The sequence below is a fragment of the Aromatoleum petrolei genome (assembly GCF_017894385.1).
Classification (GTDB): Bacteria; Pseudomonadota; Gammaproteobacteria; order Burkholderiales; family Rhodocyclaceae; genus Aromatoleum; species Aromatoleum petrolei.
On the sequence record NZ_CP059560.1, the window covers coordinates 3,689,931 to 3,716,028 of the forward strand.

A 26,098-nucleotide genomic window follows, 5' to 3' on the forward strand; every position below is an offset into this window, starting at 1 on the left:
GTGGTGATCATGACCGCGGGAACGCTGTCCGGGCGCCATATCGTGGTGACCCGGCCATCCGAGCAGGCGGACGGCCTGTGCGCGGCGATCGAAGCGCGCGGCGGCATCGCGCTGCGTTTCCCCGTGCTCGCGATCGGCGAGCCGGAGGACGGCCGCGCCCTCGATGAGGTCATTGCGCGGCTCGATGACTTCGATGTCGCCTTCTTCGTCAGTCCGAACGCCGTGAGCCACGCCCTCGGGCCCGTCCTGGCGCGCCGTGCCTGGCCACCCGGCCTGCGTGTCGCCACCGTCGGCAAGGGCAGCGAGCGGGCGTTGGCGAACCATGGGTTCAGCGAGGTCATCGCGCCGCAGAGCGGCTTCGACAGCGAGTCCGTGCTGGCCTTGCCGGAGTTTCGCGCCGACGCGGTGGCGGGACGGCGCGTCGTGATCTTCCGCGGCGACGGCGGGCGCGACCTGCTCGGCGAGACCCTGCGCGAGCGCGGCGCGACAGTCGAGTATGTCACCTGTTACCGGCGCTACTGCCCCCGCATGGACTCCGCACCCTTGCTGCGTCTGGCGGCCGACGGGCGCCTCGATGCGATCACGCTCACCAGCAGCGAAGGCGTCGGCAACATGCGCGCCATGGTTGGCGACGAGGGTTGGCCGCTGTTGCGTGCGGTCGCCGTCTTCGCGCCGCATCCCCGCATCGTCGCGCACGCACGTGCGGCGGGCTTCGAACTCGTCCTCGAGACGCCGCCGGGCGACGAGGGGCTGCTCGGTGCCCTCGAATCTCATTTTCGGCACGCCTCGGTTACACTCAAGCCATGAACCAAGAACAACCCGCACTTACCCAGTCCGGCTCGACCGAAGCCGCTCCCGCTCCGAATCGTGAATCGGCCGCGCGGCCGTCAGCCTCCACGGCCGCAGGTGGCAGCGTCCGAGGCGGCCTGGCCGCTGCGATCTCCGTGGTTGCGCTCGTCGCCACCGGAGTGCTCGGCTGGTACGTGCACGACATGCGCGGCAGCGTTACCGTCGTGCGCGAGGAGGTCGCCCAGCGCCTCGCTGCCGGTGACTCGGCCGCAACCGAATACCGCGCGCTTGCCCGGCAGCAGCAAGAGGCCATCGCCGCGCTGCAGGGCAAGCTCGGCGCCCTTGAGGCGCAGGTGGCGGCCACGGAAGGCCAGGCCGCAGCGCTCGAGACGCTCTATCAGCAGTTTTCGCGCACCCGCGAGGATCGCGTCATCGCCGAGGCCGAATACGCCGTCGGGATGGCGGCGCAGCAGCTCCAGCTCGCCGGCAATGCCGAGGCTGCGCTGGTCGCCTTGCAGGGTGCCGAGGCGCGTGTTGCCGCGCATGACGCCGGTCAGTTGCTGCCGTTGCGGCGCGCACTGGCGCGCGATATCGAAGCGCTGAAGGCGGCGCCACAGGTGGATGTCCCGGGCATCGCGCTGCGGCTCCAGGCCCTGCTCGAGCGGGTCGATCGCCTGCCCTTGGCGTTCGCTGGCGAGCTCGCCGTGCAGCCCTCCGTCGATGCCGACACGGCCGCTGCGCCCGCCGCGGCCGAGCCCTCACCGATGGATTTCATCAAGGGCGTGGCACACGAGGTGTGGCACGAGATCCTTGCGCTGGTGCGTATCGAGCGGCTCGACCAACCCGAGCCCGTGCTGCTCGCTCCCGCCCAGAGCACCTACCTGCGCGAGAATCTGAAGATCCGGCTGCTGACTGCCCGCCTCGCGCTGCTGGCGCGTGACGGGCGCACCTTCTCGGCGGACCTGGTGCAGGCGCAGGGCTGGATCGAACGTTACTTCGACAAGCGCGATGCAAAGGTGCAGGAGACGCTGTCCGAGCTGGCGGTCCTCGGGGCGATGCCGGTCAAGGTGGAGCAGCCCGCGCCGGTGGAGAGCATCGCCGCGCTGCGGCTCCTGCAGGCGCGCGCGGGCGAGGCGAGCCGGAATGCTCCGGCCGTCGTTGTGCCGCCGGCCGCGCCGCCCGCCGAGGAGCCGGCGAAGGGGAACGCTGCGCGCCAGCCTGCCGGCGCCGCGCGCTGAGGAGCCGATCATGCGTGCATTGATCTGGCTCATCGGAATCTTCGCGCTCGCGGCCGGCGTTGCAATGCTGGCGAGCGTGAACGACGGCTACGTGCTGGTCGTCGTTCCGCCGTGGCGAATCCAGCTCTCGCTCAACCTGCTCATCGTCGGCTTGATTGTCGCGTTCGTCAGTGCCTACGCGGTGCTGCGGATCGTTCGCCGCACGATGGCGCTGCCCGGGCGGGTCGTCCAGTATCGCGAGCGACGTCGCAAGGAAAAGGCCGGTCGCGCCCTGCGCGACGCGCTGCGGGCATTGTTCGAGGGACGGTTCGCACAATCGGTGAAGTTCGCCGCGGCGGCGTTCGGGGACAGCGACAACCGCTCGATGGCGGCCCTCGTTGCGGCGCGAGCCGCGCATGCGATGCGCGACGACACGCGTTATCGCATCTGGCTGGGGAAATCGGCCGAACAGGAGGACGAGTCGCGCGTCGCTCGCCTGATGACCGAGGCTGAACTGGCGGTGGAGGGGCGGCGCTTCGAGGAGGCTGCCGAGCGCTTGGAGAATCTGCGCCTCGCGGGGCATCGCCATATTGCCGCGCTGCGCCTGTCCTTGCGCGTCGCTTCGGCGCTGGCGCGTTGGGAAGAGGTCCTGCGCACCGCGCGCCAGTTGCACAAGCACAAGGCCTTGTCGGAAGACCAGGTGCGTTCCGTGTTGCGGCGCGCGCATCTCGAGCGCTTGCGCGAACTGGCGGGCGACGCGGACGGGCTGGCGGCGTACTGGCGCGAAATCCCGGCGGACGAATTGAACGACCGTCGCCTGGTCGAGCGTGCCGTGCCTTATCTCGCCGAGGCGGGTCAGGGAGCACTGGCGCGCCGCACGCTGGAGCGGCTGCTCGACGCGGAATGGGATAGCGGCCTCGCGCGCCTGTACGGCTACTGCTGCGAAGGCGACGCGGTCGATTGCCTCGCCCGTGGGGAGAAATGGCTGCGCATGTATCCCAAGGATGCGGGCCTGCTGTTCGCGCTCGGGCGTCTGTGCCTGAACGCGCAGCTATGGGGCAAGGCGCAGAGCTACCTGGAGGCCTCGCTCAACCTCGCGCCGTCGGTCGAGACACATCTGGCGCTGGCAGGCCTGCTCGAGCGCCTGGAGCGCGCGGACGAGGCACAGGCACACTACCGCGCTGCGGCGCAGCGTTCCGCGGCCTGAAAACGAAACGGCCGCCCCGGGCGGAGCGGCCGTCGTTCGTCCCTGCCGGCAGTCGCCGGAACTCTCAGCACCAGTCGCGGGGCTTGAGGAACTCGTCGTAGAGTTTCGCTTCCGCACTGCCTGCCTCGGGGTGCCAGTCGTAGCGCCACTTCACGATGGGCGGAAGCGACATCAGGATGGATTCGGTGCGCCCGCCCGACTGCAGACCGAACAGCGTGCCGCGGTCGAACACGAGATTGAACTCGACGTAGCGGCCGCGACGGTAGGCCTGGAAGTCACGTTCGCGCTCGCCGTAGGCCACATCCTTTCTGCGCTCGAGGAGGGGCAGGTAGGCCGGCACGAAGGCGTTGCCGACGCTCTTCACGAGCCCGAAGCCGGCATCGAAATTGATCTTGCCGTCGGCACCGAGGTCGTCGAAGAACAGGCCGCCGACGCCGCGCGGTTCGTTGCGGTGTTTCAGGAAAAAGTAGCTGTCGCACCATTCCTTCAGTCGGCGATACTCCGCTTCGCCGCCGAAGGGCAGCACCGCAGCCTTGCAGGTACGGTGGAAGTGGCGGACGTCCTCTTCGAACGGATAGTAGGGCGTCAGGTCCATCCCGCCGCCGAACCACCAGATCGGTGCTGCCTCGGGCTCGTTCGCTGGCGGCAGCGCGATGAAGAAGCGCACGTTCATGTGCGCGGTGGGGCAGTAGGGACTGCGCGGGTGCAGCACGAGCGACACACCCATCGCCTCGAAGGAGCGGCCGGCGAGCTCGGGGCGGTGCGCCGTTGCGGAGGCCGGCATGCCGGCGCCCATCACGTGCGAGAAGTTCACGCCGCCGCGCTCGAAGAAACGGCCTTCCTCGATCACGCGGGTGATGCCCCCGCCGCCGCCCGGCCGGTCCCAGGCGTCGGTGCGGAACGCGTCACCGTCGAAGGCTTCCAGCGCCGCGACGATACGCTGCTGCAGGCCGAGGAGGTAATCCTTGACGGCTGAACGGTCGGGCGCGCTCATCCTGGCAGCGTCCTCAGGGCTTGCGCGCGACCGCGCGGTGGCCGATGTCGCGGCGGAACTGGCGGCCTTCGAATACGATCGCGTCGGCGATCTCGTACGCGCGCTTCTGCGCGCTGCGCACGTTGTCGCCCAGTGCGGTGACGCACAGGACGCGCCCGCCGGCCGTCACGACCTTGCCGTCCTGCTCGGCAGTGCCTGCGTGGAAGACGTGCACGTCCTCGACCTCGGTGGTCGGCAGGCCGCCAATGGCGTCGCCCTTGCGTGGCGACTCGGGATAGCCCGCGGCTGCGAGTACGACACCGAGTGCGACGCGGCGGTCCCATTCGGCTTCGATCTGGTCGAGCCGGCCGCCGATCGCCGCTTCTATGAGGTCGGAGAAATCGGTCTTCAGCCGCATCATGATCGGCTGCGTTTCCGGATCGCCCATGCGGCAGTTGAACTCCACGACGCGCGGCTGGCCCGCATCGTCGATCATCAGGCCGGCGTAGAGGAAACCGGTGTAGGGCTGGCCGTCCGCCGCCATGCCGGCGAGCGTGGGGATGATGATCTCGCGCATCACGCGCGCATGCACCTCGGGGGTGACGACCGGCGCGGGCGAGTAGGCGCCCATGCCGCCGGTGTTGGGGCCTTCGTCGCCGTCCTTGAGGCGCTTGTGGTCCTGGCTGGTGGCGAGCGCGAGCGCGTGCTTGCCGTCGGCCATGACGATGAAGCTCGCCTCCTCCCCGGACATGAACTCCTCGATCACGACGCGTGCGCCGGCATCGCCCATGCGGTTGTCGGTGAGCATCATGTCGATCGCGGCGTGCGCCTCGTCGGCGCTCATCGCGACGACGACGCCCTTGCCGGCGGCGAGTCCGTCGGCCTTGATCACGATGGGCGCACCTTGCTCCGCGACGTAGTCGTGCGCAGCCGCAGCGTCCGAGAAGGTCTGATACTTCGCAGTCGGAATGTTGTGTCGGATGAGGAAACGCTTGGCGAAGTCCTTGGAGCTCTCGAGCTGTGCGGCGGCCTTGGTCGGTCCGAAGATCGGCAGGCCGGCGGCACGGAAGGCGTCGACGACGCCGGCCGCGAGCGGCGCTTCGGGGCCGACGACGGTGAACTGCACCTGCTCACTCTTTGCGAGTTCGACAAGCTCGGGAATCGCGGTGACGGCGACGTTCTCGAGCAGCGGCTCGCGGGCCGTGCCCGGGTTGCCGGGCGCAACCAGGACGCGCGTGACCTTGGGCGACTGCGCAAGTTTCCAGGCCAGCGCGTGTTCGCGGCCGCCGGAGCCGATGACGAGGACTTTCATGCTGTTTGCTGCGCTCCGGATCAGTGGCGGAAGTGGCGGAAGCCGGTGAACACCATCGCAACGCCCTGCTCGTCGGCGGCGGCGATCACTTCGGCGTCGCGCATTGAGCCGCCCGGCTGGATGACGGCGGTGGCGCCGGCCTGGGCGAGAACGTCGAGGCCGTCGCGGAACGGGAAGAAGGCATCCGAGGCGACCACCGTGCCCTTGACCGTGAGGCCGGCGTTCTCGGCCTTGATAGCGGCGATGCGGGCGGAGTCGACGCGGCTCATCTGGCCGGCGCCGACGCCGACGGTCATGCCGTCGCGGCAGTAGACGATGGCGTTCGACTTGACGTACTTGGCGACGCGCCAGGCGAAGAGGAGATCGCCCAGTTCCTGTTCGGTCGGCGCGCGCTTGGTGACGACCTTGAGGTCGGCAACCGCAATGCGGGCCTCGTCGGCGCTCTGCACCAAAAGGCCCCCGCCGACGCGCTTGTAGTCCAGCGCGCCTGCCGGCTTGCCGAGCGGGCAGGTGAGCACACGCACGTTCTGCTTCGCGGCGAGCAGCGCGAGCGCATCCGCCGTGTAGGAAGGGGCGATCAGCAGTTCGAGGAACTGCGCCGAGACGGCTTCGGCCGCGGCGCGGTCGACTTCGCAGTTGAACGCAATGATGCCGCCGAAGGCCGAGGTCGGGTCGGTCGAGAAGGCCTTGCGGTAGGCGGCAACGGGGGATTCGGCGATCGCGACGCCGCAGGGGTTGGCGTGCTTGACGATGACGCAGGCCGGGGTCGTCGCCTCGAAGGCCTTGACGCATTCCCATGCCGCGTCGGCGTCGGCGATGTTGTTGTACGACAGTTCCTTGCCCTGCAGCTGCTTGTAGGATGCGATCGAACCTTCGGGGGTGTTCGGCTCGCGATAGAAGGCGGCGGACTGGTGCGGGTTTTCGCCGTAGCGCAGGTCCTGCACCTTGTCGAAGGCGACCTGGTAGCGCTCGGGGTAGGCCTGCTTCGCGACTTCACCCTTTTCGCCGAAGGTGAGCGCGGTGAGGTGGTTGGAGATCGCGCTGTCGTAGCGGGCGGTGTGGGTGAAGGCCTTGACCGCGAGGGCGAAACGGGTCTTGTAGCTCAGCTCGCCACCGTTCGCTTTCAGTTCGTCGATGATGCAGCCGTAGTCTTCGGGATCGGTGACGATGCCCACGCCGCCCTTCTCGTCGCCGTGGTTCTTCGCCGCGGCGCGCACCATGGTCGGGCCGCCGATGTCGATGTTCTCGATCGCGTCCTCGAGCGTGCAGTCGGGCTTGGCGACGGTCTGCGCGAAGGGGTAGAGGTTCACGACCACGAGGTCGATGCGCGAGATACCGTGCGCGGCGATGGTCTCCATGTGTTCGGGCAGGTCGCGGCGCGCGAGGATGCCGCCGTGCACCTTCGGATGCAGCGTCTTGACGCGACCGTCCAGCATTTCGGGGAAGCCGGTGTGCTCGGACACGTCGGTGACCGGCAGGCCGGCGTCGCGCAGCATCGAGGCGGTACCGCCGGTCGACAGGATCTTCACGCCGAGGCCATGCAGGGCCTCGGCGAATTCGAGGACGCCGTGCTTGTCGGAGACGCTGATCAGGGCTTGGGAGACTTTCATCGTTCGTATCGCAGGAAGGAGTCGGAAGGCGGGGAGCCGTGCGCCCGTTACGGCGCACGGCAGCATTCGGGCTTACAGGAGTTCGTATTCGGTGAGCTTGCGTCGCAGGGTGTTGCGGTTGATGCCGAGCATCTCCGCGGCGACGGTCTGGTTGCCGTTGGCCTGGCGGAGGACGAATTCGAGCATCGGGCGTTCGACGTTACGGATCACCATTTCGTAGATCGCGGCCGGCTTTTCACCGTCGAGGTCACGGAAATACTGGTCGAGGGTGCGCTGGATCGAAGCAGCGATTTCGTTGGGGCGGCTCATGCGGCAAGTTCCTGCGGGAGGTCTTCTTCGTAGCGCAGGCGGGCGTCCTGCTGGGCCAGTTGGCCGAAAAAGTCGTCGACGGCCGTCATTTGCGAGCGGACGTCGGGGAGCTGGTTCATGGTGCGACGGAAGGCGGCCGACCCGACCAGGCCCTTCGTGTACCAGGAGATGTGCTTGCGGGCGACCTTCACGCCGGTATCTTCGCCGTAGAAGGCGTACAGGTCGGCGAGGTGTTCGCGGCACACCTGGAGGATCTCGCTGACGAGCGGCGGCGGCATCAGTTCGCCGGTCGCGAGGTAATGTTCGGTCTCGCGGAAGATCCACGGCCGGCCCTGGGCGGCGCGGCCGATCATGACGCCGTCGGCGCCGGTGTAGTCGAGCACGTATTTCGCCTTCTCGGGCGAGGTGATGTCGCCGTTGGCGATGACCGGGATCTTCACCAGGGTCTTCACGTGCGCGATGGTGTCGTACTCCGCCTCGCCCATGTACTGGTCGGCGCGCGTGCGGCCGTGGATCGCGATGGCGCGGATGCCGGATTCCTCGGCGATGCGCGCGATGGTCGGGGCGTTGCGATGCTGGCGGTTCCAGCCGGTGCGGAACTTGAGCGTGACCGGGGTGTTCGGCACCGCGGCGACGACGGCCTCGAGGATGCGCGCGACGAGGGGCTCGTCCTGCATCAGCGCGGAGCCCGCCATCACGTTGCACACCTTCTTCGCCGGGCAGCCCATGTTGATGTCGATGATCTGGGCGCCGTTGTCCGCGTTGTGGCGGGCGGCCTCGGCCATCATCTGCGGGTCGGCGCCGGCGATCTGCACCGAGATCGGATCGACCTCGCCTTCGTGGTTGGCGCGCCTGAGCGTCTTCGCGCTGCCATAGAGCAGCGAATTGGACGTGACCATCTCGCTCACGGCGACGCCCGCGCCGAGCTTCTTGCACAGCTGGCGGAAGGGACGGTCGGTGACGCCGGCCATCGGGGCGACGAAAAGATTGTTGCGCAGGGTGAAGCCGGCGTACTGCATGGGCGGGGCGTGTTGCGGGGGAAAGGTCGGGATTTTACCCCATGCCGCGCCGGGCGAGCAGCCGAATGCTCGCCCCGGGCAGCGACTGCGTCACACCTGTGTGGTATCCGCGCCCGTTGCCGCGGGTGCGTGCGGCTCGGGCGGCAGCGCGCGCGTGCTGCGGTTGCGCCCGCCTTCCTTCGAGCGGTAAAGCGCCGCATCGGCGGCCTCGACGAGGCCGTCCGGGCTGGAGACGGGAATCTCGGGGAAGGCGGCGACGCCGACACTGATCGTGACCTTGAGGCCGTCGACCTCCGCGGCCTCGATTTCGGCTCGCAGGCGCTCCGCGACGCAGAACGCGCCTTCGAGCGTGGTGTTGGGCAGGATGCCGACGAACTCCTCGCCGCCGTACCGGCATGCGAGATCGTACTTGCGCAGCGCGTCGTGGAAGTTATTCGCGACCGACTGCAGCACGCGGTCGCCCTGATCGTGACCGTAAGTGTCGTTGAATTTCTTGAAGTGGTCGATATCGAACATCAGCACCGCGAGCGAGGTGCCGGTTCGCTGGGCGCGGTTGTATTCGGTGTCCAGCGTGGCGTCCAGGTGGCGGCGGTTGAACAGGCCGGTGAGGCCGTCGGTGGTGGACAGGCGGCGCAATTCGTCCTCGAGGCGCTTCTCTTCCGTGATGTCGCGCAGCAGCGCGGCCGAGCCGACGATATTGTGATCGTTGCCGAAGATCGTGGAGGCGAAGATCTGCAGGACGCGTTCCTTGTAGGAGGTCGTGATCGCGCCGTTCTGCTCGGGATCGGACAGCCACAGGCGCATCTGCTCCTCGTCGTCGAGGAGGGCATAGAAACCTTCCCGGGCGATCTGGCTCGCGGGCTTTTCCAGCAGACGTTCGGCTGCGGGGTTCACGAGCACGATCTCGCCGGTGCTGTCGGTGACAACGATGCCTTCGCCGGCGCCGTGGATGATGGTCGTGAGCTTGTCCTGCTCGCGGCGCAAGCCGTCGTAGGTGGTCTTGAGCTCGGAGGTCATGCGATTGAAGCTGTTGGCCATCGTGCCGATTTCGTCGCGGCTGTGGATCGGCACCTGGTGGTCGAGGTCGCCGTCGGAGACGCGGCTCATCGCATGCGTGACCTTCTCGAGCGGTTCGACGATGGTGCGGCCGAGCATGTAGCCGGTGAGCAGCATGGTCGCCATCAGCGCCAGGGCGAGGCCGCCGATGGCGTACTGGCGTACCTCGTAGATGTCGCGCTCGACGGCCGCGAGCGAGGTCGTCAGCTTGATCACACCGCGCACTTTGTTGGCCGTGCCGTGGCACTTGCTGCAGGCATCGACGTACTTGATCGGGGCGAGGAAGGTGAGGGTGCGGTGGCCGTCGAGGCCGGGTTCGTACACCGCAAGCGTGCGGCCTTCTCTCACCGTTGCGAGCAGGTTGGGATCGTCCGCCGGGAGGACCGGGATCTGCTGTTCGTGATCGCGCGGCGTGAAGGTTTCCTCGCCGCGGCGGCGATTCACGTCTTCGATCGTCTTGTTGTCGCGGAAGGCTTCGTCGCCGTTGGTGCGCAGGATGCGGAAGTCGATGATGTCGGTGACTTTCTTGAGGCGGTCGGCATAGGACTCGGCGATGTCCGCTGAGCCTGCCAGCATCACCGCCTGCAGGCCCTGGGCCACGCTTTCGGTGAGCTTTTCCATCGTGCGCTCGTTCTGGCTCAGGACCGTCTGTTCCTGGAAGTGCGTGTAGAAGAGCGCCATCGCCACGAGGACCACCGTGACTGCAATGCCGACCGCAAGGGTGATCTTGTAGCGAATCCGCATGTTGTTGTTCATGTGATCAAACGTCAGGTCCGGGATTGTTCGGACGCAATCATATAACGATGGCGTGCCGGCGAGGCCGGCATCGCAGGAATTACGGCCAGGCGCGGGCGCCGAACATCATGCGGCGGGCGATGAAGTGACGCAGCGGCGGCAGCATGTCGAGGGCGAACAGGGCCGCGCCGCGCGCGTGGTGCAGGGGGGCGAAGTCGTTGCTGAAGATGCGTACGAGGCTGTCGGTGAAGTTGATCGCGCCGAAGCGGTCCAGGCGCCGGGCGTCGCGCCACGCCGCGAGCGTGCCGGCCAGGCCGGGGTCGCCGCGGAAATCGAGGAGGGTGCTGGCGAGCGCCCACACATCGCGCAGCGCGAGGTTGAAGCCCTGGCCCGCGACGGGGTGCAGGGTCTGGGCAGCATTGCCCAACCAGACGGTGCGCTGGCCGACGGGGTCGCGGCGGTAGCGCAGCACCAGCGGGTAGCGTTGCCGCCCGGCGACGTGTGCAAGGTGCACACGGCTGCCGAAGCGGTGCTGGAGGTGCTCGAGGTAGGCGGCGTCGGACAGAGCCAGGAGTTCGGTGGCGCGCCGGGGCGAGGCGACATGCACCAGTGCGTATTGGTGGCCGTGGGGTAGCAACGCGATCGGACCCTCGCTGGTGAAGCGCTCGAAGGCGGTTTCGTCGTGGCCACCCGCGATGCCCACATCGGCGATGATCGCGTGCTGGCCGTAGTCGCGTTCGACGATGTCGGGCGTGCCGGCCTGCAGCCCGCCTTCGGCGCAGGCGACGAGGCGGGCGTTGGCGGCGGCGCCGTGGAGGGTGCTGCCGCTGCCTGCGAGGCTGGCCGTAACTGCGTCTGAGCCGGTTGCAAGTCCGGCGACTTCGGTCTCGTCCATGACCGTGATGCCGGTGCGTTCCAAGGCTTCGCGCAGGACGTCGGCGAGAGCGCCTGCCCGGACGACGTAGCCGAGCGCGGGCAGGCCGTACTCGTCCGCTTCGAGGCGGGTGCGGCCTAAGCCGCCCTGCTGCGATATGTGGATGTGGCGGATGGGCGTCGCCGGCAGGTCATGCCACACGCCCAGGCGTTCGAGCGTGAGGCGTGTGCCGTGGGCGAGCGCGAGCGCGCGCGGGTCCGCGGCGACAGCATCGCGTGGGCGTGCATCAGCCAGCGCGATCGCGAGGCCGCTGTCCTTGAGCGCGAGGGCGAGCGAAAGGCCGACCGGGCCGGCGCCGACGATCAGCAGGTCATGCTGCACCATCGGCGGCCTCGCGCATGAGGTCCTCGATGTCGGCAACCGTGCGGGGTGCCGCTTCGGTGATGTATTCGCAGCCGTCCTCGGTGACCAGGGCGTCGTCCTCGATGCGCACGCCGATGTTCCAGAAGGCTTCCGGCACGCCTTCGGCGGGCCGGATGTAGCAGCCCGGCTCCACCGTCAGCACCATGCCCGGTGCCAGCAGCCGCCAGTCGCCATCGAGTTTGTATTCGCCCGCGTCGTGCACGTCGCGACCGAGCCAGTGGCCGGTGCGGTGCATGTAGAAGCGGCGGTAGTGGCCCTGTTCGAGGACTTCGGCGAGGCTGCCGGAAAGGAGCTTGAGATCCAGCATGCCCTGCGCGAGCACCTCGACGGCGGCGTCGTGCGGCATGTTCCAGTGTGCGCCGGGACGGATGACCGCCTTCGCGGCCGTCTGGGCGGCGAGCACGAGTTCGTAGATGTCGCGTTGCGGGCCGCTGAAGCGGCCGTTCACGGGGAAGCTGCGGGTGATGTCGGAGGCGTAGCCGTCGAGCTCGCAGCCGGCGTCGATCAGCAGCAGGTCGCCGTCGGCCATCTGGCGGTCGTTCTCGATGTAGTGCAGCACGCAGGCGTTGGCGCCGCTGGCGACGATGGACGGGTAGGCGGGGGCCTGGCTGCCGGCGCGGCGGAAGGCATGGAGCAGTTCGGCTTCGATCTCGTACTCGAAGCGGCCGGGGCGGGTCGCGGCCATCGCGCGGCGGTGCGCTTCGCCGGAAATGTCGCCGGCGCGGCGCATGATCGCGATTTCGGCGGCATCCTTGATGATGCGCATCTCGTCGAGTTCGGCGCGCACGTCGCGGATTGCGTGGGGCGGGATCGCGCCGGCGCGGGCATTCGCGCGCACGGTGTTGAGTGCGCGCAGTACGCGGGCGTCCCAGTCGGCCTCGTGGCCGAGGCTGCACCACAGCGCGGGCTGGCCGGACATGAGGTCGGGCAGACGCTGGTCGAGTTCGCCGACGGTCCAGGCCTCGTCGAAGCCGAAATGCTCGCGTGCTGCGTCGGGGCCGTGGCGGTAGCCGTCCCAGATTTCGCGCTCCTCGTTCTTCTCGCGGCAGAACAGGATCGATTTCGGCGTGTCGCCGCCAACCAGCACGACCACCGCCTCCGGTTCGCCGAAGCCGGTCAGGTAGTGGAAATAGCTGTCGTAACGGAACGGGTAATGCGTGTCGCGGTTGCGTGCGCGTTCCGGGGCGGTCGGCAACACCGCGATACCGCCGCCCTGGGCGTTCATGCGGGCGAGCAGGCGCTCGCGGCGGGCGCGGAAAGGGGCGATGTCGAGCGCGAGGGGGGCGAGCTTCGGGGCGAGGGGCATATTCATCGGCAGATTATGGCATGTGGTGTCGGATTCGACCCGACCCGCCGGGGGGCGTTCAGGCGCCGGGTTGTCGCAGCCGGGCGTCGAGCTCGGCGAGCCGCGCCGGGGTGCCGACGTCGAGCCAGTAGCCGGCGTGCGCCGTGCCGCCGACGCACCCGGCGTCCATCGCTTCGCGCAGCAGCGGTCCCAGCGCGGCGCGTGTGCCGGGGGCGATGCCGGCGAACAGGTTCGGGTGGTACACGCCGATGCCGGAGAAGGTGAGTCGCGGTTCGCCGTCGCGATGCAGTCGCCCGTCCGCGAGACGGAAATCCCCGCCGGGGTGGTGTTCCGGGTTAGGCACCATCAGCAGGTGGGCGAGGTCGCCCTCGGCCGAGAGCGTGGTGCCGCGCTCGCGCAGCGTCGCGAGGTCGGCGTCGCAGAACACGTCGCCATTGACGACGAGGAAGGGCGCGTTGCCCAGCAGCGGCAGGGCCTGGCGGATGCCGCCGGCAGTCTCCAGCGCCTCGGCCTCGGCCGAATAGTGCAGGCGCACGCCGAAGCTGCGGCCGTCGCCCAGCGCGGCCTCGATCATCGCGCCGAGGTGAGCGTGGTTGATCGCGATGTCGGTGAAACCGGCGTCGCGCAGGCGTTCGATGTGCCACACGATCAGGGGCTTGCCGCCCGCCCGCAGCAGCGGTTTCGGGCACGCGTCCGTCAGCGGACGCATGCGTTCGCCGCGTCCGGCGGCGAGGATCATTGCACGCATCAGAAGGTGTAGCCGACTTCGACCGGTTCGGGATCGAGGCGGTCGAGCAGCTTCAGCAGTGGCCCGAGGTCGCGGTAGCGCTTGCAGGCGCGGCGCAGGTAGTCCATCACCAGCGGCATGTCGGCGAGGTAGCCGTCCTTGCCGTCGCGATGGTAGAGGCGCGCGAAGATGCCCAGCACCTTGATGTGGCGCTGAACGCCCATCCATTCGTAGTCGCGGTGGAAGTCGGAGAAGTCCGCGCGCACCGGCAGGCCAAGCTTGCGCGCCGCTTCCCAGTAGCGGGCGAGCATGTCGAGGGTGAAATCCTCTTCCCAGTGGATGTAGGCGTCCTTGAACAGCGAGGCGAGGTCGTAGGTGAGCGGGCCGTACACGGCATCCTGGAAGTCGATGATGCCCGGGTTGGCCTGGTCGGGCAGGTACATCAGGTTGCGCGAATGGTAGTCGCGGTGCACGAACACTTGCGGTTCGGCCAGGTTCACTTCGAGGATGCGGTCGAAGCTGTCCATCAGCGTGACGCGCTGGCGGTCGTCGAGGGTGACGCCCTTGTGGCGCTCGATGTACCACTCGGGGAAGAGCATCAGCTCGCGCAGCAGCAGCTCGCGCGAGTACTCCGGCAGCACGCCGGGCCGGCTCGCGCGCTGGATCGCAATCAGCGAGCCGAGGGCGTCGGCGTAGAGGTGGGGGGCATTGTCCTTGTTCAGCGCAGCGAGGTAGGTCGTGCTGCCGAGGTCGGAGAGCAGCAGGAAGCCCTGATCGAGATCCTGCGCGAGCACTTCCGGCACGTGTGCGCCGGCGGCGCGGAACAGCTCCTCGACCTTCAGCCAGGGGCGGCAGTCCTCGCGCTCGGGCGGGGCGTCCATGACCACCAGGCTGGGGCTGCCGTCGGCGAAGTTCACGCGGAAATAGCGGCGGAAACTGGCATCCGCCGATGCGGCCGTCAGCTCGAAGGCCCCTCCGGACAGTTGCGTGGTCAGCCAGTCGTTCAGTTGGGCAAGTCTGTGCACCGGGTTCTCCGCGACGCTTCGTGTAAAATCCGCGAGTTTATCAAAAGGCCGCGGTCGTGCCGGGCACGGGCCGCCGGCGATGAAACCAGGATTGGGGAAAGCGCTTTGCGCGAAATGCGATTGAGAACGCAGTTGCGGGCGATCCCGCTGCTGCTGTGCTGTTTCTCTGGCCCGGCGCTGGCAGCCGGACTGCCGCCGCTGGTCGTCTCGCCGGACCTGATGGGCGGCGGCAGCGCCCGCACGCCGGCGAAACCTGCGCCCGCGGTTGCGCCGACGGAGTCCGCGCCCGCCGGGGGGCGTCCTGCGGCGAAGACGCCTGCTCCCGCGCCCGCCGCGGCGACGCCGGCTGCGGCCGCAACCGGGACGAAGCCCGCTCAGGCGACCAGTGCCTTGCCGCCGGGCGCGACCGAGGTACGTGCGCGACGTATCCGCGGCACGCGTTCAGTCGAGCTCCTGGCGGAAGGCGATGCCGAGTTGCAGCGCGACGACCTGCTGCTTTCGGCGGACAAACTGACGTATCGCGAGCTCGACGACGAGGCGCATGCAGAAGGCAATGTGCGGCTCAGGCGTGGCGAGGACAGCATGAGCGGGCCGGAGGCGCGGCTGAAGCTGGAGGAGCGCCTGGGTTCGTTCGACGAGCCGACCTATCGCATCAAGCGTCAGTCGACCGCGCCGGTGCAGCCGGGTGAGACGCCGCGCGAGGTCGCCGGGGGCGGTTCGGCCGACGTGCTGTACTTCGAGGGCGAGAACCAGTACCGCCTGAAGAACGCGACGTGGTCGACCTGCGAGGCGAGCGACCCGGACTGGTACCTGAAGGCGAGCGACCTGCACCTCGACTACGACCGCGAGCTCGGCACCGCGAAGGGCGCGACCCTGGTGTTCCAGGACGTGCCGATGCTGTGGTGGCCGTGGGCGGAGTTCCCGCTCGTCGGTCAGCGCCAGTCGGGTTTCCTTGCGCCGACCTTCGGCATGTCGAACAAGGTCGGCCTCGACATCTCGGTGCCGTACTACTGGAACATCGCGCCGAACTACGACGCGACGATTGCGCCGCGCGTCATGGGGCGCCGCGGCGTGCAGCTGGCGACCGAGTTCCGCTACCTGACGCCGACGCAGGCCGGCGAGGCGCGCGTCGAATACCTGCCGCGCGACAACGTGACCGGCGAGGAGCGGGCGCTGGGATCCTTCCAGCATACGCAGGTCATCACGCCCAGCCTGTTCGCGGCGATCGACTGGAACGGCGTCACCGACAAGGAGTATTTCGAGGACCTGAGCTCGCGCGTGTCGGTCGCGTCGCGCGCGAACCTCGTGCGCAAGGGCACGCTGACCTATGCCGGCAGCGAGTGGTGGAATGCCTCCGCGCTGGTGCAGAGCTACCAGACGCTGTCGGGCGGCGAGCCCTACCGCAAGCTGCCGCAGCTGCTGCTGAATGCCAATCGCGGCGAATTGATCGGCGGCTCGGCCTTCGCGTTCCGCGGCGAATACGTGCAGTTCGACCACCCCGAAACGAACATGCCGGAAGGCAGCCGCTTCACGCTCTATCCGCAAGTCTCGCTGCCGTTCGAGCGCGCCGGCTATTACGTCACGCCCAAGGTCGGCGTGCATTACACGCAGTACGACCTCGATCGCGACCTCACCGGCAACAGCCAATCGATCACGCGCTCGGTGCCGATCTTCTCGGTCGACAGCGGACTGTTCTTCGAGCGCGACACGAGCCTGCTCGGCCGGGACTTCCTGCAGACGCTCGAGCCGCGCGTGTTCTACGTCAAGACGCCTTTCCGCGACCAGACCGACATCCCGGTGTTCGACTCCTCGCGCTACGACTTCGGCCTCGCGCAGATCTTCTCGGAGAACCAGTATTCGGGGGGCGACCGCATCGCCGATGCCAACCAGGTGACGGCGGCGGTGACTACGCGCCTGATCGATCCGGAAACCGGCGGCGAACGCCTGCGCGCGACCGTCGGCCAGCGCTTCTACTTTGACGACCAGCGCGTGACGCTGCCCGGCGAGGAGCCGCGCACCGGCCGCCGCGCCGATGTCCTTGGGCTCTTCAGCGGCTACGTCATGTCGAAGACCTGGCTCGATTCGAACATCCAGTACAATCCGCGCGACAACTGGACCGAACGCTTCAACGCCGGCGTGCGCTACCAGCCGGACTTCGCCAAGGCGCTGAACCTCTCCTACCGCTATTCGCGTGGCCGGCTTGCCGACGAGAGCGACAAGATCCAGGATCTCGCCTTGTCCGGCCAGTGGCCGCTGGGTGGCGGATGGTACGGAGTCGGGCGCGTGACGCGTTCGCTGACGGAAGACCGCATCACCGAGGCGATCGCGGGCATCGAGTACGATGGCGGTTGCTGGGTCGTGCGCACCGCGCTGCACCGCTTCGCGACCGACCCCAATGACGTGACCCAGGCGGTGTTCGTGCAGCTCGAGCTCAACGACCTCGCGAGCGTGGGCACCAGCCCGGTCAGTCTGCTCAAACGCAGCGTCGCCGGTTATGGGAAGATCAACGATCCCGTTTCCGATCGCGTTTTCGGCGCCGAATGAGCGCCTCAACATCCACTCCACGACAGAACATGATCCGAATTCCCTCGCGCCTGTGCATCGCCCTGGTACTCGGCCTCGCCGGCGCCCCCGCGCTGCTGCCCGCGCACGCCGCCTCCGCGCGCCCGGTCGCGGTCGACCGCATCATTGCCGTCGTAAATAACGAGGTCATCACCACGCTGGAGCTGCGCGAGCGCGTGCAGCAGGCGCAGCGCCAGCTCGCACGCCAGGGCACGGCGCTGCCACCGGCCGACGCCTTCGAGCGTCAGGTGCTCGAGCGTCTGGTTCTCGAGCGCGCGCAGCACCAGTTGGCGGCGGAGACTTCGCTCAAGGTCGACGACGCGATGCTGGAGCGGGCGATTGGCCGCATCGCCGACAACAACCGCATGAGCATGACCGACCTGCGCCTCGCGCTGGAGAAGGACGGCATCACCTGGAACCGCTTCCGCGACCAGATCCGCTCCGAGATCCTGCTCACCCGCCTGCGCGAGCGCGAGGTCGACAGCCGCATCGTCGTCACCGACGCGGAGATCGAGAATTTTCTCGCGAACAACGCCGATGCGCTGTCGGGCGAGGAGTTCCACGTCGCCCACATTCTCGTGCGCGTACCCGAAAGTGCGACGATGCAGCAGCAGTCCGAGCGCCTCGCGCGTGCCGAGAACGTCGTCGAGCGCCTGCGCGCGGGCGAGGACTTCGGTCGCCTCGCAGCTTCGTATTCGGACGCACCGGACGGCCTGAGCGGCGGTGATCTGGGCTGGCGTGGACGCGACCGCCTGCCGGTGGTGTTCGCGGAGGCGGTGCGCCAGATGAAACCGGGCGAAGTGTCGAAGGTCATTCGCAGCCAGGCGGGCTTCCACATCGTCAAGCTCGTCGAGCGTCGCGGCGGCGAGGCTGCGGGTGTGCAGCAGATGCAGCAGACGCGCGCGCGCCACATCCTGATCCGCACCTCCGAGATCGTGAATGATGCCGACGCCGAGAGCCGCCTCAACGGCCTGCGCGAGCGCGTCATCAACGGCGGGAACTTTGCGGAGCTGGCGAAGGCGAATTCGGCCGACCTGTCGGCTGCGAAGGGTGGCGACCTCGGCTGGGTCAATCCGGGCGATACGGTGCCCGAGTTCGAGCGTGCCATGGATGCGCTGAAGCCGGGTGAAGTCAGCCCGCCGATCAAGTCGCCCTTCGGCTGGCACCTGATCATGGTCGAGGAACGCCGCATGCAGGACGTCACGGACGAGCGCAAGCGCGCCGCTGCGCGCAACGCGTTGCGCGAGCGCAAGGCCGAAGAGGCCTACGAGGAATGGCTGCGCCAGCTGCGCGACCGCACCTACGTCGAGTACCGACTGGACAAGGAGTAAGCCGGCGTGCCGGGGCTGCCCACGCGCTTGCCAGTTCTCGCCGTCACGAGCGGGGAGCCGGCCGGGGTCGGCCCCGAGCTGTGCGCGCACCTGGCCGGTCGCCACTGGCCGGTGCGTACCGTCGTCCTCGGCGACATTACGCTGATCCGCGAGCGTGCCGGTGGTCGCGCTGCGGTCCTGCCTTTCGATCCCGCACGCGATGCGGCGCCAGAAGACGCACTCGAGGTGCTGCACGTTCCGCTGGCCGTCCCGGCGCGCGCCGGTGTGCTCGACGCGGCGAATGCCCCCTATGTGCTCGCCTTGCTCGACCGCGCGCTCGCGGGCTGCCGCAGCGGCGAGTTCGCCGGGATGGTGACGGCGCCGGTGCACAAGGGCGTCATCAATGACGCCGGCGTGGCTTTCAGCGGGCACACCGAATATCTCGCCGAGCACACCGGCACGCCGCTGGTGGTGATGATGCTGGTCGGCGGCGGCATGCGCGTCGCGCTGGCGACGACGCACCTGCCGCTGGCGGCCGTGCCGGCGGCCATCACGCGCGAGCTGCTGGAGGCGACGCTGCGCATCCTGCACGGCGACCTGGTGCGGCATTTCGGCCTTGCCGCGCCGCGCATCCTCGTCGCCGGCCTGAATCCGCACGCGGGCGAGGGCGGCCACATGGGGCGCGAGGAGATCGAGGTGATCACGCCAGTGCTGGAAAAGCTGCGCGGCGAGGGCATGCAGCTCGCCGGCCCGCTGCCGGCCGATACGCTGTTCGTGCCGCACACGCTGGGGCAGGGCGACGCGGTGCTGGCGATGTACCACGACCAGGGGCTGCCGGTGCTGAAGCACGCGAGCTTCGGTGGCGGGGTGAACGTGACGCTGGGCCTGCCGATCATCCGGACTTCGGTGGATCACGGCACCGCGCTGGACCTCGCCGGAACGGGAAAGGCCGATCCGGGCAGCCTGTTCGCGGCGGTCGAACTGGCGATTGCCATGGCGGGCGCTCGCGCCTGAAAGCCGAATTCCTTGAACCTGAGTGCCGGTCGCCCCGCCCGCGCGACGGCGGCTTCCGGTCCTCGGTGGCGCGTGGCCGACGCCTCGGCCCGAAAACCGCCATCGCGCGGGCCGCATCACCGCAGCGCCGCCGCTTCGGCGTTGCCGACAACCTGTAGAGATATCGAATGACCGAGCATCACGCCCGCAAGCGTTTCGGGCAGAACTTCCTGTCCGATCCCAACATCATCCGCAAGATCGTCGATGCGATCCGCCCCGCCGTGGGCGACACGATCGTCGAGATCGGGCCGGGCCTTGCGGCGATGACCGATCCTCTGGTCGAGCGCCTCGGTCACATGCACGTGGTCGAGATCGACCGCGACCTGATCGCGCGGCTGAAGGAACGCTACACGCCCGAGCGCCTGACGATCCACGAGGGCGACGCGCTGAAGTTCGATTTCGGCAGCCTGGGGGCGCCGCTGCGCGTGGTGGGCAACCTGCCGTACAACATCTCGACGCCGCTGTTGTTCCACCTCGCGTCCTTCGCCGACAGCGTTTCGGACATGACCTTCATGCTGCAGAAGGAGGTCGTGATGCGCATGGTGGCCGAGCCGGGCACCGAGGAGTACGGGCGGCTGTCGGTGATGCTGCAGTACCGTTTCCGCATGGCGCGCCTGTTCGACGTGCCGCCGGGGGCGTTCCGGCCGGCGCCGAAAGTGACGTCCAGCATCGTGCGCATGGTGCCCTTGCCACCCGACCAGCTCGGCGCGCTGGACGAGGAGCTGCTCGGCCGCATCGTCGCAGCGGCCTTCGGCCAGCGGCGCAAGACGCTGCGCAACACGCTGCGCGACATCGTCGACGAGCAGGATTTCGCGGCCTTGGGAGTGGATCCGGGCCTGCGGGGCGAGCGGTTGAGCGTGACGGACTACGTCAATATCGCGAACCACGTCGCGCGCAAGGGCGCTCCGGCGTAGCTCGGGCGAAACGGGGACCGTAAACGAAGAAAAGCCGGGTCGCCCCGGCTTTTTTGTGAGGTCGCGAAGGACGCTCAGGCCTTCTTCATCGGGCAGGTGTTGAGACCGAAGATCGAGTAGGCCGGGCACCAGCCCATCAGGCCGGTGGCGAGCGGCACGACGCCGATCCAGGTCCAGGGGGCGCCGACGCCCATGATCGCGAGGACGATCAGGACGAGGCCCGCGACGATGCGAAGGATCTTGTCGATGCCGCCGACGTTTGCATTCATGATTTTCTCCGGGGGTTGTTCAGGTTTGCGAGCGTATTTCAACACTCGCGCTCCCGCCGGTCTGTAACCTCGGTTACACAGCCCCCCTCGCGATGCTCATGTCTGCCGGCCGTCGCTGGCGATGCGCCGCAGGCCTGCGGGGTCGAGGATCTCGACCTGTTCGCGCGACAGCTTCACCAACCCCTGTGCGGCGAAGCCTTTCAGCAGGCGGCTGACGAACTCGCGCACGCTGCCGAGCTCGTCGGCGAGCTGCTGGTGGGTGATGTGCAGCACGCGCCCCTTGCCGAGCAACAGGCCTGCGAGGCGCTGGTCGAGGCGGTGGAAGGCGACTTCCTCGATGAGCTGCATCAGGTCGGCGATGCGCTCGGCGAAAAGGTGGAACACGAAGCTGCGGAAGGCGGGTTCGGCGAGGAGGGCGTCGAACTCGGGCTTGGGCAGCATCAGCAACACGGTGTCAGTCTCGGCGATGCCGCGCGCGTTGTAGTCCTCCTGCCCGAGCAGGCAGGACGAGGAGATGATGCAGGTCTCGCCCGGCGTGACGCGGTAGAGCGGCAGCTCGCGGCCATTCGGCGCGCATTTGACGACGCGTACCGAGCCTTCGACGACGAAGGGGAAGCCTTCGCAGGCCTGATGGTCGTCGAACAACAGGGTGCCGGCCGGCACGCGCGCCCAGCGGCCGGCGGCGAGCAGGCGCAGGCGTGCTGCTTCGGGTAGCGCGGCAATCATCGGGTAGTGGGCAGCGGCGAGGGCGGGATCCGGGGGCGGCGTGTTCATGGCAGGTGGCACTCAGAGGTCCAAGTCGACGATCACGGGAGCGTGATCGGAGGGGCGCTCGAGCTTGCGCGGCGTCTTGTCTATCGTGCAGCCGCGGCAGTTTGTGCGCAGCGCCTGCGAGACGAGGATGTGGTCGATGCGCAGGCCGAAGTTGCGGCGGAACGCGCCCATGCGGTAATCCCACCACGAAAAGCTCTTCTCGGGCTGCTCGAAGAGGCGGAAGGCGTCGGCGAGGCCCAGCTCCGTCAGCGCGGCGAAGGCGGCGCGTTCGGGCGGCGAGACGTGGATCTCGTCCTTCCAGTCCGGGTGGGCGTCGCGGTCCTCGGGGGCGATGTTGAAGTCGCCGGCCAGCACGACGCGTTCGTGGGTCTTCAGTTCCTCGCGCAGCCAGTCGGTGAGGGCGGCGAGCCAGCGCAGCTTGTATTCGAACTTGTCCGAACCGACGGCCTGGCCGTTGGGGAAGTAGGCGCTGATGACGCGCACGCCGCCGATGGTGGCGGCGATGATGCGCTTCTGCTCGTCGGCGAAGCCGGGAATGTCGCGCGCGGTTTCATCCGGTACGTGCGGGCTGAGGATCGCGACGCCGTTGTAGGTCTTCTGGCCGTTGAACACCGCGTGGTAGCCGGCGGCTTCGAGCTCGGCGGCGGGGAAGGCCTTGTCCTCCATCTTGAGCTCCTGCAGGCACAGGGCGTCGGGCCGGTTGGCCGCGAGCCAGTCGAGGACGTGGGGCAGGCGGACCTTGAGGGAGTTGACGTTCCAGGTGGCGATTTTCATGGGTGTGTTGGCAGTCGGAGGGCGGGTTTCCGCGAGCCGGTGGCCACGAGCGTGTGGCGCCGACAGAGTCGGCATTCTGCACGAGCTGGCCGTTCCTGTGGCGATGTGCGCCGCCGCGCGGTGGCAGCACCCCGCCCTCGCGCTTGCGAAGCGGGGCGTTAGCCTGCCTGTGGCGCGCCGCAGTCGGCGCCGATCCAGCGCGCGTCCGTGTCCATCTGCATGTCCCCGCGCTGGGAGTTCATGTGCACCCGGGTCGTGAAGCGCTCCGGCGTCTGGACGTTCGCCTCGAAGTCGCCCGTGGCGGCGGGCTGCGTGCAGATGAGGTGGCCGCGCACGGTGCGGCCGGATTTGACGACCTTGTCGAGCGTGCAGTTGCCTTCGGTCTTGCCCGAGAAGATGGTGTCGGATTTTGCCTGTTCGGGCGTGATGCAGCTGCGTACCGTGCCGTCATTGCCGAGGCTGACGCCGCGAGCTGCCATCTGCTGCTCCACCATGCGCCGCATGTCGGGCGGCAGGCTGCGGAGGTACTGCTGGGCCTGGGCCATTTGCGCGGACATGTCGGGCAAACCGGCAATGTTCAGCCGCGTCGAGCGGAATTCCCACAGGCCGGGGCGGATGTCGGTCGGCTGTGCGGCGCCGACGATGCCGGTCGCGGCCAGGCCGGCGATGAGGAGGAGAGGGAGGAGGGGGCGGTAGCGCGCAGGGATCATGGTCGTGATTCTTGAAACAGCGGTTTGACGGTGTGCGGCGTGGCGAGTTTCGTGCGTGGTTGCCGCATTGTGCGCCCGTGGCGTCCTCGCCGGCCGTATCCGCGCCCTGCCTCAGTATGCATTGGGGTCGCGCACGACCATCAGCGCCGTCCTGACGATGATCCAGAGGTCGAGGCCGAGCGACCAGTTGCGCAGGTAGTCGAGGTCGTACTCGATGCGCTTCTCCATCTTGTCCAGTGTCTCGGTTTCGCCGCGGTAGCCGTTGACCTGTGCCCATCCGGTGATGCCCGGCTTGACCTTGTGGCGGATCATGTAGCCCTTGATGAGCTTGCGGTAGGCTTCGTTGTGCGCGACGGCGTGCGGCCGCGGGCCGACGATGCTCATGCGTCCCTGCACTACGTTGATGAATTGCGGCAGCTCGTCGAGTGAGGTGCGGCGGATGAAGGCGCCGAACGGGGTGATGCGGCTGTCATTGCGGGTGGCCTGTTGCACCCTGGCTCCGTCGTCGCAGACGGTCATCGAGCGGAACTTGTAGACGAGGATCTCGAGGCCGTCGAGGCCGTAGCGGCGCTGCTTGAAGACAACGGGTCCGGGGGAGGAGAGCTTCACGCCGATGGCGACGGCCAGCAGTACGGGGCTCAGCAGCAGCAGAATCAGCAGCGCGAGCACGAAGTCGGAGCCGCGCTTGACGATGTGGTTGAGGCCGGTGAAGGGCGTCTCGCACACGGCGACGACCGCCATGCCGCCGACGTTGTCGACTCGCCCCTGGATCAGGTCGGTGACGAAGATGTCGGGCACGAAGTAGATCGATGCGGTGGTGTCCTTGAGTTCGTCGAGCAGGGCGAGGATGCGCGGTTGCGGGGCCATCGGCAGCGCGAGGTAGATCGCCTCGACCCGGCGCCGCTTGACGAACTCGGCGAGCCCGGCGAGTGGGCCGAGCAGTGGTGCGTCGCCGGTGTCGGGCAGGCGCGCGCGCGGGCGGTCGTCGAAGAAGCCGACGACGCGGGTGCCGAGGTAGGGATGTGCGCGGAACTCGCGCGCGAGTTTCAGTCCGATGTCGTTCACGCCAACGACGACGGCGATGCGCTGGTTGTCGCCGATCGCCAGCCATGCCGGAAGCGCTTGTCGTGCGGCTGCATGGGCGGCGACGAGCGCGATCGGGGTGGCGGAGAGCCAGGCCACGAGCATCGACTGCGGAAAGTAGTGCAGGTAGCCGCTGGCGTAGCCGAAGGCCCCCGTGGCGCCGGCGAACAGCAGCCAGTTGGTTGCGACCTTGCGCACCATCTTGCGCGTGCTTTCATGCAATCCGATATTGCCGGGAAACGTCAGCGCAAAGGAAAGCGCGCCCAGGATCATGTAGGCCGGACTCAGCAGGCGTTCGCCGTGCCATGCCGCGCAGGCATACAGAACCGCGACGACGATCAGCGGATCGATGAATGCCTCGATTGCGCCGCTCAGCGTGAAGTTGCCGCGCAACAGGCTGCCTTGTCTATCCAGGGCTACGAGCATGATTCCGGTAATTGATGTTTGTGCGATGCAGAATGCCACCCGCGGGTACCGGAGCAGTGCCCGGATGACCCGGAAATGGCATGTCGGAGAATCCGGCAGACATCTTACGTAGCACGCTTTCGATTAGGTTCGGTTTTGTAAGAAAAAACTCTCTGTGGAAATGTTTGTGGCTCGCATGGCGCGGAAACAGGGGGCGCCGGTGCGGCGTCGACATAAATTCAATTGTCGAATAGAAAAATGAGTAAAAACAGAATATTAAAGTAGTAAACCATTTTCATTTAATGGATATTGGTTGCCCCGGAATTGCACCTGTCGTGTTCATGCGCGGCGTTTTAATGTGCTTACAAGCTTTTATTTTCGATGATCCGTTTCGACTATCCTGACCCCTGATTAAAGAGGGAGGCGGGATTGCGATCTTCGAGGTCGATCATGTGTGCAATCACTCTGACATCGATATTCCTGCATGACGCTGCGTGCGCCGATGAAGGAGATGCGCTGAATTTCGATGTCAGTCAGTCGATCCGATATGAGAGCAATCTCTTTCGGCTCGCGGACGATGAGCGCGCGCCCGAAAACAAGGCACACGATACGGTGAGCGAAACCGGAGTCGGGCTGAAATTCGATCGCCGCTATGGTCGGCAGCGCCTGCTTGCCGATCTGGATTTGGTGAGTGCTCGCTATGCGATACATGGCGACCTGGACCACGACCGGCCGGACGCGAAACTGGCCTGGGAGTGGGGGCTGGGCGACCGCTGGAGCGGGGAGTTGAGCCACGCCTACCGCGAGACCCTGACCGGCTTCGACGAGACCGGCGGCACGCGGCGCAACATGAATGCCTACGCGCGGACGCATGCGAGTGCCGACTACTGGTGGCATCCCCGCTGGGCCGTGGGGATGGGCTTCGCCCACACGAGAAGCCGTTTCGAGCGCAGCGATGCCGATGTGGCCGAGTTCGACGCGGACACGGTGGATCTGAATCTCACCTACCGGCCACCGACGGGAAATCGCGTGGTGCTGACGCTGCGCGACACGCAGGGTGAGTACTTGAATCGTCCGGAGGTGGCGGGCTCGATCCGCGACTACCGGCAGCAGGAGCTGCGTCTCGGAGGGGAGTGGCGACTGTCAGGAGCAACAAGGCTTTCGGGCTTCATCGGGCGGACCCGTTTGAGCTACCGGCTGGCGCCGGAGCGGGACTTTACGGGAACGATAGGGCGCATCGGGGTCGTCTGGGACGCGACGGTCAAGACGTCGGTGGAGCTGAGCGTGAGGCGCGAGATCGGTGCCCGGCAGGATCTCGCGGCGAACTACGCCGTGACCGAGGCGGTGCGCCTGGCGCCGAAGTGGGCGGTCACCGACAAGGTGACGCTTGGGGCGGGCCTCGAATGGCGCCGGCGCGACTACCGCGGCGACCCGGAGCTGGTTGGTGGCGGCTTGGTGCGCGAGCGACCGGCGGACAACAGCTACCGCTATGGCCTGAATGCGGAGTACCGCCCGCAGCGTGCGCTGAGTTTCGCCTTCGGCTTGCAGCACCAGGTGCGCGAAGGTTCGCGTTCCCTGAGTGGTTACTCGGCGAATACGGCCGACGTTTCCGTGCGTTTCCGCTTTTAATGTGCGAATGCATGAAGCATGCATTTCGATGAC

At 67.7% G+C, this 26,098-nt stretch carries 23 protein-coding genes; 8 read left to right on the forward strand and 15 right to left on the reverse strand.

Annotated features, from left to right (window positions below; translation table 11 throughout):
* Positions 1 to 9: 9 nt before the first annotated feature.
* The 3 genes from ToN1_RS16760 to ToN1_RS16770 are packed head-to-tail and all read left to right on the forward strand — an operon-like array spanning position 10 to position 3,213.
* Positions 10 to 807 (forward strand): uroporphyrinogen-III synthase, encoded by a 798-nt coding sequence (locus tag ToN1_RS16760; protein ID WP_169204455.1) that lies wholly within the window; start codon positions 10 to 12, stop codon positions 805 to 807.
* Positions 804 to 2,027 carry a uroporphyrinogen-III C-methyltransferase gene (locus ToN1_RS16765; protein ID WP_169204456.1) on the forward strand — a complete coding sequence of 408 codons (1,224 nt, stop codon included), beginning with the start codon at positions 804 to 806 and terminating at the stop codon, positions 2,025 to 2,027. The genes ToN1_RS16760 and ToN1_RS16765 overlap by 4 nt, the downstream gene beginning before the upstream one ends.
* Positions 2,028 to 2,037: 10 nt before the next feature.
* The gene (locus tag ToN1_RS16770) at positions 2,038 to 3,213 is read left to right on the forward strand and encodes a heme biosynthesis HemY N-terminal domain-containing protein (RefSeq protein WP_169204457.1); all 1,176 of its coding nucleotides are present in this window, start codon (positions 2,038 to 2,040) and stop codon (positions 3,211 to 3,213) included.
* Positions 3,214 to 3,277: 64 nt separating this feature from the next.
* Here the strand turns inward: ToN1_RS16770 and hemF are convergent, their stop codons facing one another.
* The 10 genes from hemF to ToN1_RS16820 form a co-directional block, all read right to left on the reverse strand.
* Complete coding sequence (gene hemF, locus ToN1_RS16775; RefSeq protein ID WP_169204458.1) at positions 3,278 to 4,207, reverse strand: oxygen-dependent coproporphyrinogen oxidase; 930 nt, start codon at positions 4,205 to 4,207, stop codon at positions 3,278 to 3,280.
* A gap of 13 nt (positions 4,208 to 4,220) precedes the next feature.
* Positions 4,221 to 5,498 (reverse strand): phosphoribosylamine--glycine ligase, encoded by a 1,278-nt coding sequence (gene purD / locus ToN1_RS16780; protein WP_169204459.1) that lies wholly within the window; start codon positions 5,496 to 5,498, stop codon positions 4,221 to 4,223.
* A gap of 20 nt (positions 5,499 to 5,518) precedes the next feature.
* The gene (gene purH, locus ToN1_RS16785) at positions 5,519 to 7,108 is read right to left on the reverse strand and encodes a bifunctional phosphoribosylaminoimidazolecarboxamide formyltransferase/IMP cyclohydrolase (RefSeq protein ID WP_169204460.1); all 1,590 of its coding nucleotides are present in this window, start codon (positions 7,106 to 7,108) and stop codon (positions 5,519 to 5,521) included.
* Between the two features lie 72 nt (positions 7,109 to 7,180).
* Positions 7,181 to 7,417: a helix-turn-helix domain-containing protein gene (locus ToN1_RS16790; RefSeq protein ID WP_169204461.1), complete on the reverse strand. Its 237-nt coding sequence runs from the start codon at positions 7,415 to 7,417 to the stop codon at positions 7,181 to 7,183.
* Positions 7,414 to 8,436: a tRNA dihydrouridine synthase DusB gene (dusB, locus tag ToN1_RS16795; protein WP_169204462.1), complete on the reverse strand. Its 1,023-nt coding sequence runs from the start codon at positions 8,434 to 8,436 to the stop codon at positions 7,414 to 7,416. The genes ToN1_RS16790 and dusB overlap by 4 nt, the downstream gene beginning before the upstream one ends.
* A gap of 90 nt (positions 8,437 to 8,526) precedes the next feature.
* Positions 8,527 to 10,248, reverse strand: a complete 1,722-nt coding sequence (locus tag ToN1_RS16800; RefSeq protein WP_169204463.1) for a diguanylate cyclase — start codon at positions 10,246 to 10,248, stop codon at positions 8,527 to 8,529.
* A gap of 79 nt (positions 10,249 to 10,327) precedes the next feature.
* The gene (locus ToN1_RS16805) at positions 10,328 to 11,485 is read right to left on the reverse strand and encodes an FAD-dependent monooxygenase (protein ID WP_169204464.1); all 1,158 of its coding nucleotides are present in this window, start codon (positions 11,483 to 11,485) and stop codon (positions 10,328 to 10,330) included.
* A complete protein-coding gene (locus tag ToN1_RS16810) occupies positions 11,472 to 12,836 on the reverse strand; it encodes an aminopeptidase P N-terminal domain-containing protein (RefSeq protein WP_169204465.1) in 1,365 nt (454 codons plus the stop codon). The genes ToN1_RS16805 and ToN1_RS16810 overlap by 14 nt, the downstream gene beginning before the upstream one ends.
* A 52-nt stretch (positions 12,837 to 12,888) precedes the next feature.
* A complete protein-coding gene (gene murU / locus ToN1_RS16815) occupies positions 12,889 to 13,569 on the reverse strand; it encodes an N-acetylmuramate alpha-1-phosphate uridylyltransferase MurU (RefSeq protein ID WP_169204503.1) in 681 nt (226 codons plus the stop codon).
* A gap of 8 nt (positions 13,570 to 13,577) precedes the next feature.
* Positions 13,578 to 14,582 carry an aminoglycoside phosphotransferase family protein gene (locus ToN1_RS16820; protein WP_169204466.1) on the reverse strand — a complete coding sequence of 335 codons (1,005 nt, stop codon included), beginning with the start codon at positions 14,580 to 14,582 and terminating at the stop codon, positions 13,578 to 13,580.
* 114 nt (positions 14,583 to 14,696) lie between these two features.
* Between ToN1_RS16820 and ToN1_RS16825 the strand changes: the two genes are divergently transcribed.
* The 4 genes from ToN1_RS16825 (at position 14,697) to rsmA (ending at position 20,421) form a co-directional block, all read left to right on the forward strand.
* Positions 14,697 to 17,126, forward strand: coding sequence for an LPS-assembly protein LptD (locus tag ToN1_RS16825; RefSeq protein WP_210147842.1), 2,430 nt, complete (start codon positions 14,697 to 14,699; stop codon positions 17,124 to 17,126).
* Positions 17,127 to 17,155: 29 nt separating this feature from the next.
* Positions 17,156 to 18,475 (forward strand): peptidylprolyl isomerase, encoded by a 1,320-nt coding sequence (locus ToN1_RS16830; protein ID WP_169204467.1) that lies wholly within the window; start codon positions 17,156 to 17,158, stop codon positions 18,473 to 18,475.
* Positions 18,476 to 18,481: 6 nt separating this feature from the next.
* Positions 18,482 to 19,468, forward strand: coding sequence for a 4-hydroxythreonine-4-phosphate dehydrogenase PdxA (pdxA, locus tag ToN1_RS16835; RefSeq protein WP_244860808.1), 987 nt, complete (start codon positions 18,482 to 18,484; stop codon positions 19,466 to 19,468).
* 167 nt (positions 19,469 to 19,635) lie between these two features.
* On the forward strand, positions 19,636 to 20,421 hold the full coding sequence (rsmA, locus tag ToN1_RS16840; RefSeq protein ID WP_169204468.1) for a 16S rRNA (adenine(1518)-N(6)/adenine(1519)-N(6))-dimethyltransferase RsmA: 786 nt from the start codon (positions 19,636 to 19,638) through the stop codon (positions 20,419 to 20,421).
* Positions 20,422 to 20,495: 74 nt separating this feature from the next.
* Here the strand turns inward: rsmA and ToN1_RS16845 are convergent, their stop codons facing one another.
* The 5 genes from ToN1_RS16845 to ToN1_RS16865 form a co-directional block, all read right to left on the reverse strand.
* A complete protein-coding gene (locus ToN1_RS16845) occupies positions 20,496 to 20,690 on the reverse strand; it encodes a YgaP family membrane protein (protein ID WP_169204469.1) in 195 nt (64 codons plus the stop codon).
* 96 nt (positions 20,691 to 20,786) lie between these two features.
* Positions 20,787 to 21,464 (reverse strand): Crp/Fnr family transcriptional regulator, encoded by a 678-nt coding sequence (locus tag ToN1_RS16850; RefSeq protein ID WP_169204470.1) that lies wholly within the window; start codon positions 21,462 to 21,464, stop codon positions 20,787 to 20,789.
* A gap of 12 nt (positions 21,465 to 21,476) precedes the next feature.
* Positions 21,477 to 22,238 carry an exodeoxyribonuclease III gene (gene xth, locus ToN1_RS16855; protein WP_169204471.1) on the reverse strand — a complete coding sequence of 254 codons (762 nt, stop codon included), beginning with the start codon at positions 22,236 to 22,238 and terminating at the stop codon, positions 21,477 to 21,479.
* Positions 22,239 to 22,396: 158 nt separating this feature from the next.
* Positions 22,397 to 22,948, reverse strand: coding sequence for a DUF3617 domain-containing protein (locus ToN1_RS16860; RefSeq protein ID WP_169204472.1), 552 nt, complete (start codon positions 22,946 to 22,948; stop codon positions 22,397 to 22,399).
* 111 nt (positions 22,949 to 23,059) lie between these two features.
* Positions 23,060 to 24,457: an undecaprenyl-phosphate glucose phosphotransferase gene (locus ToN1_RS16865; protein ID WP_210147843.1), complete on the reverse strand. Its 1,398-nt coding sequence runs from the start codon at positions 24,455 to 24,457 to the stop codon at positions 23,060 to 23,062.
* 429 nt (positions 24,458 to 24,886) lie between these two features.
* On the opposite strand from ToN1_RS16865, the gene epsL reads away from it, so the two are divergent.
* Entirely contained in the window at positions 24,887 to 26,065 is a 1,179-nt protein-coding gene (gene epsL, locus ToN1_RS16870) for an XrtB/PEP-CTERM-associated polysaccharide biosynthesis outer membrane protein EpsL (protein ID WP_169204473.1), read from the forward strand.
* Positions 26,066 to 26,098 lie beyond the last annotated feature (33 nt).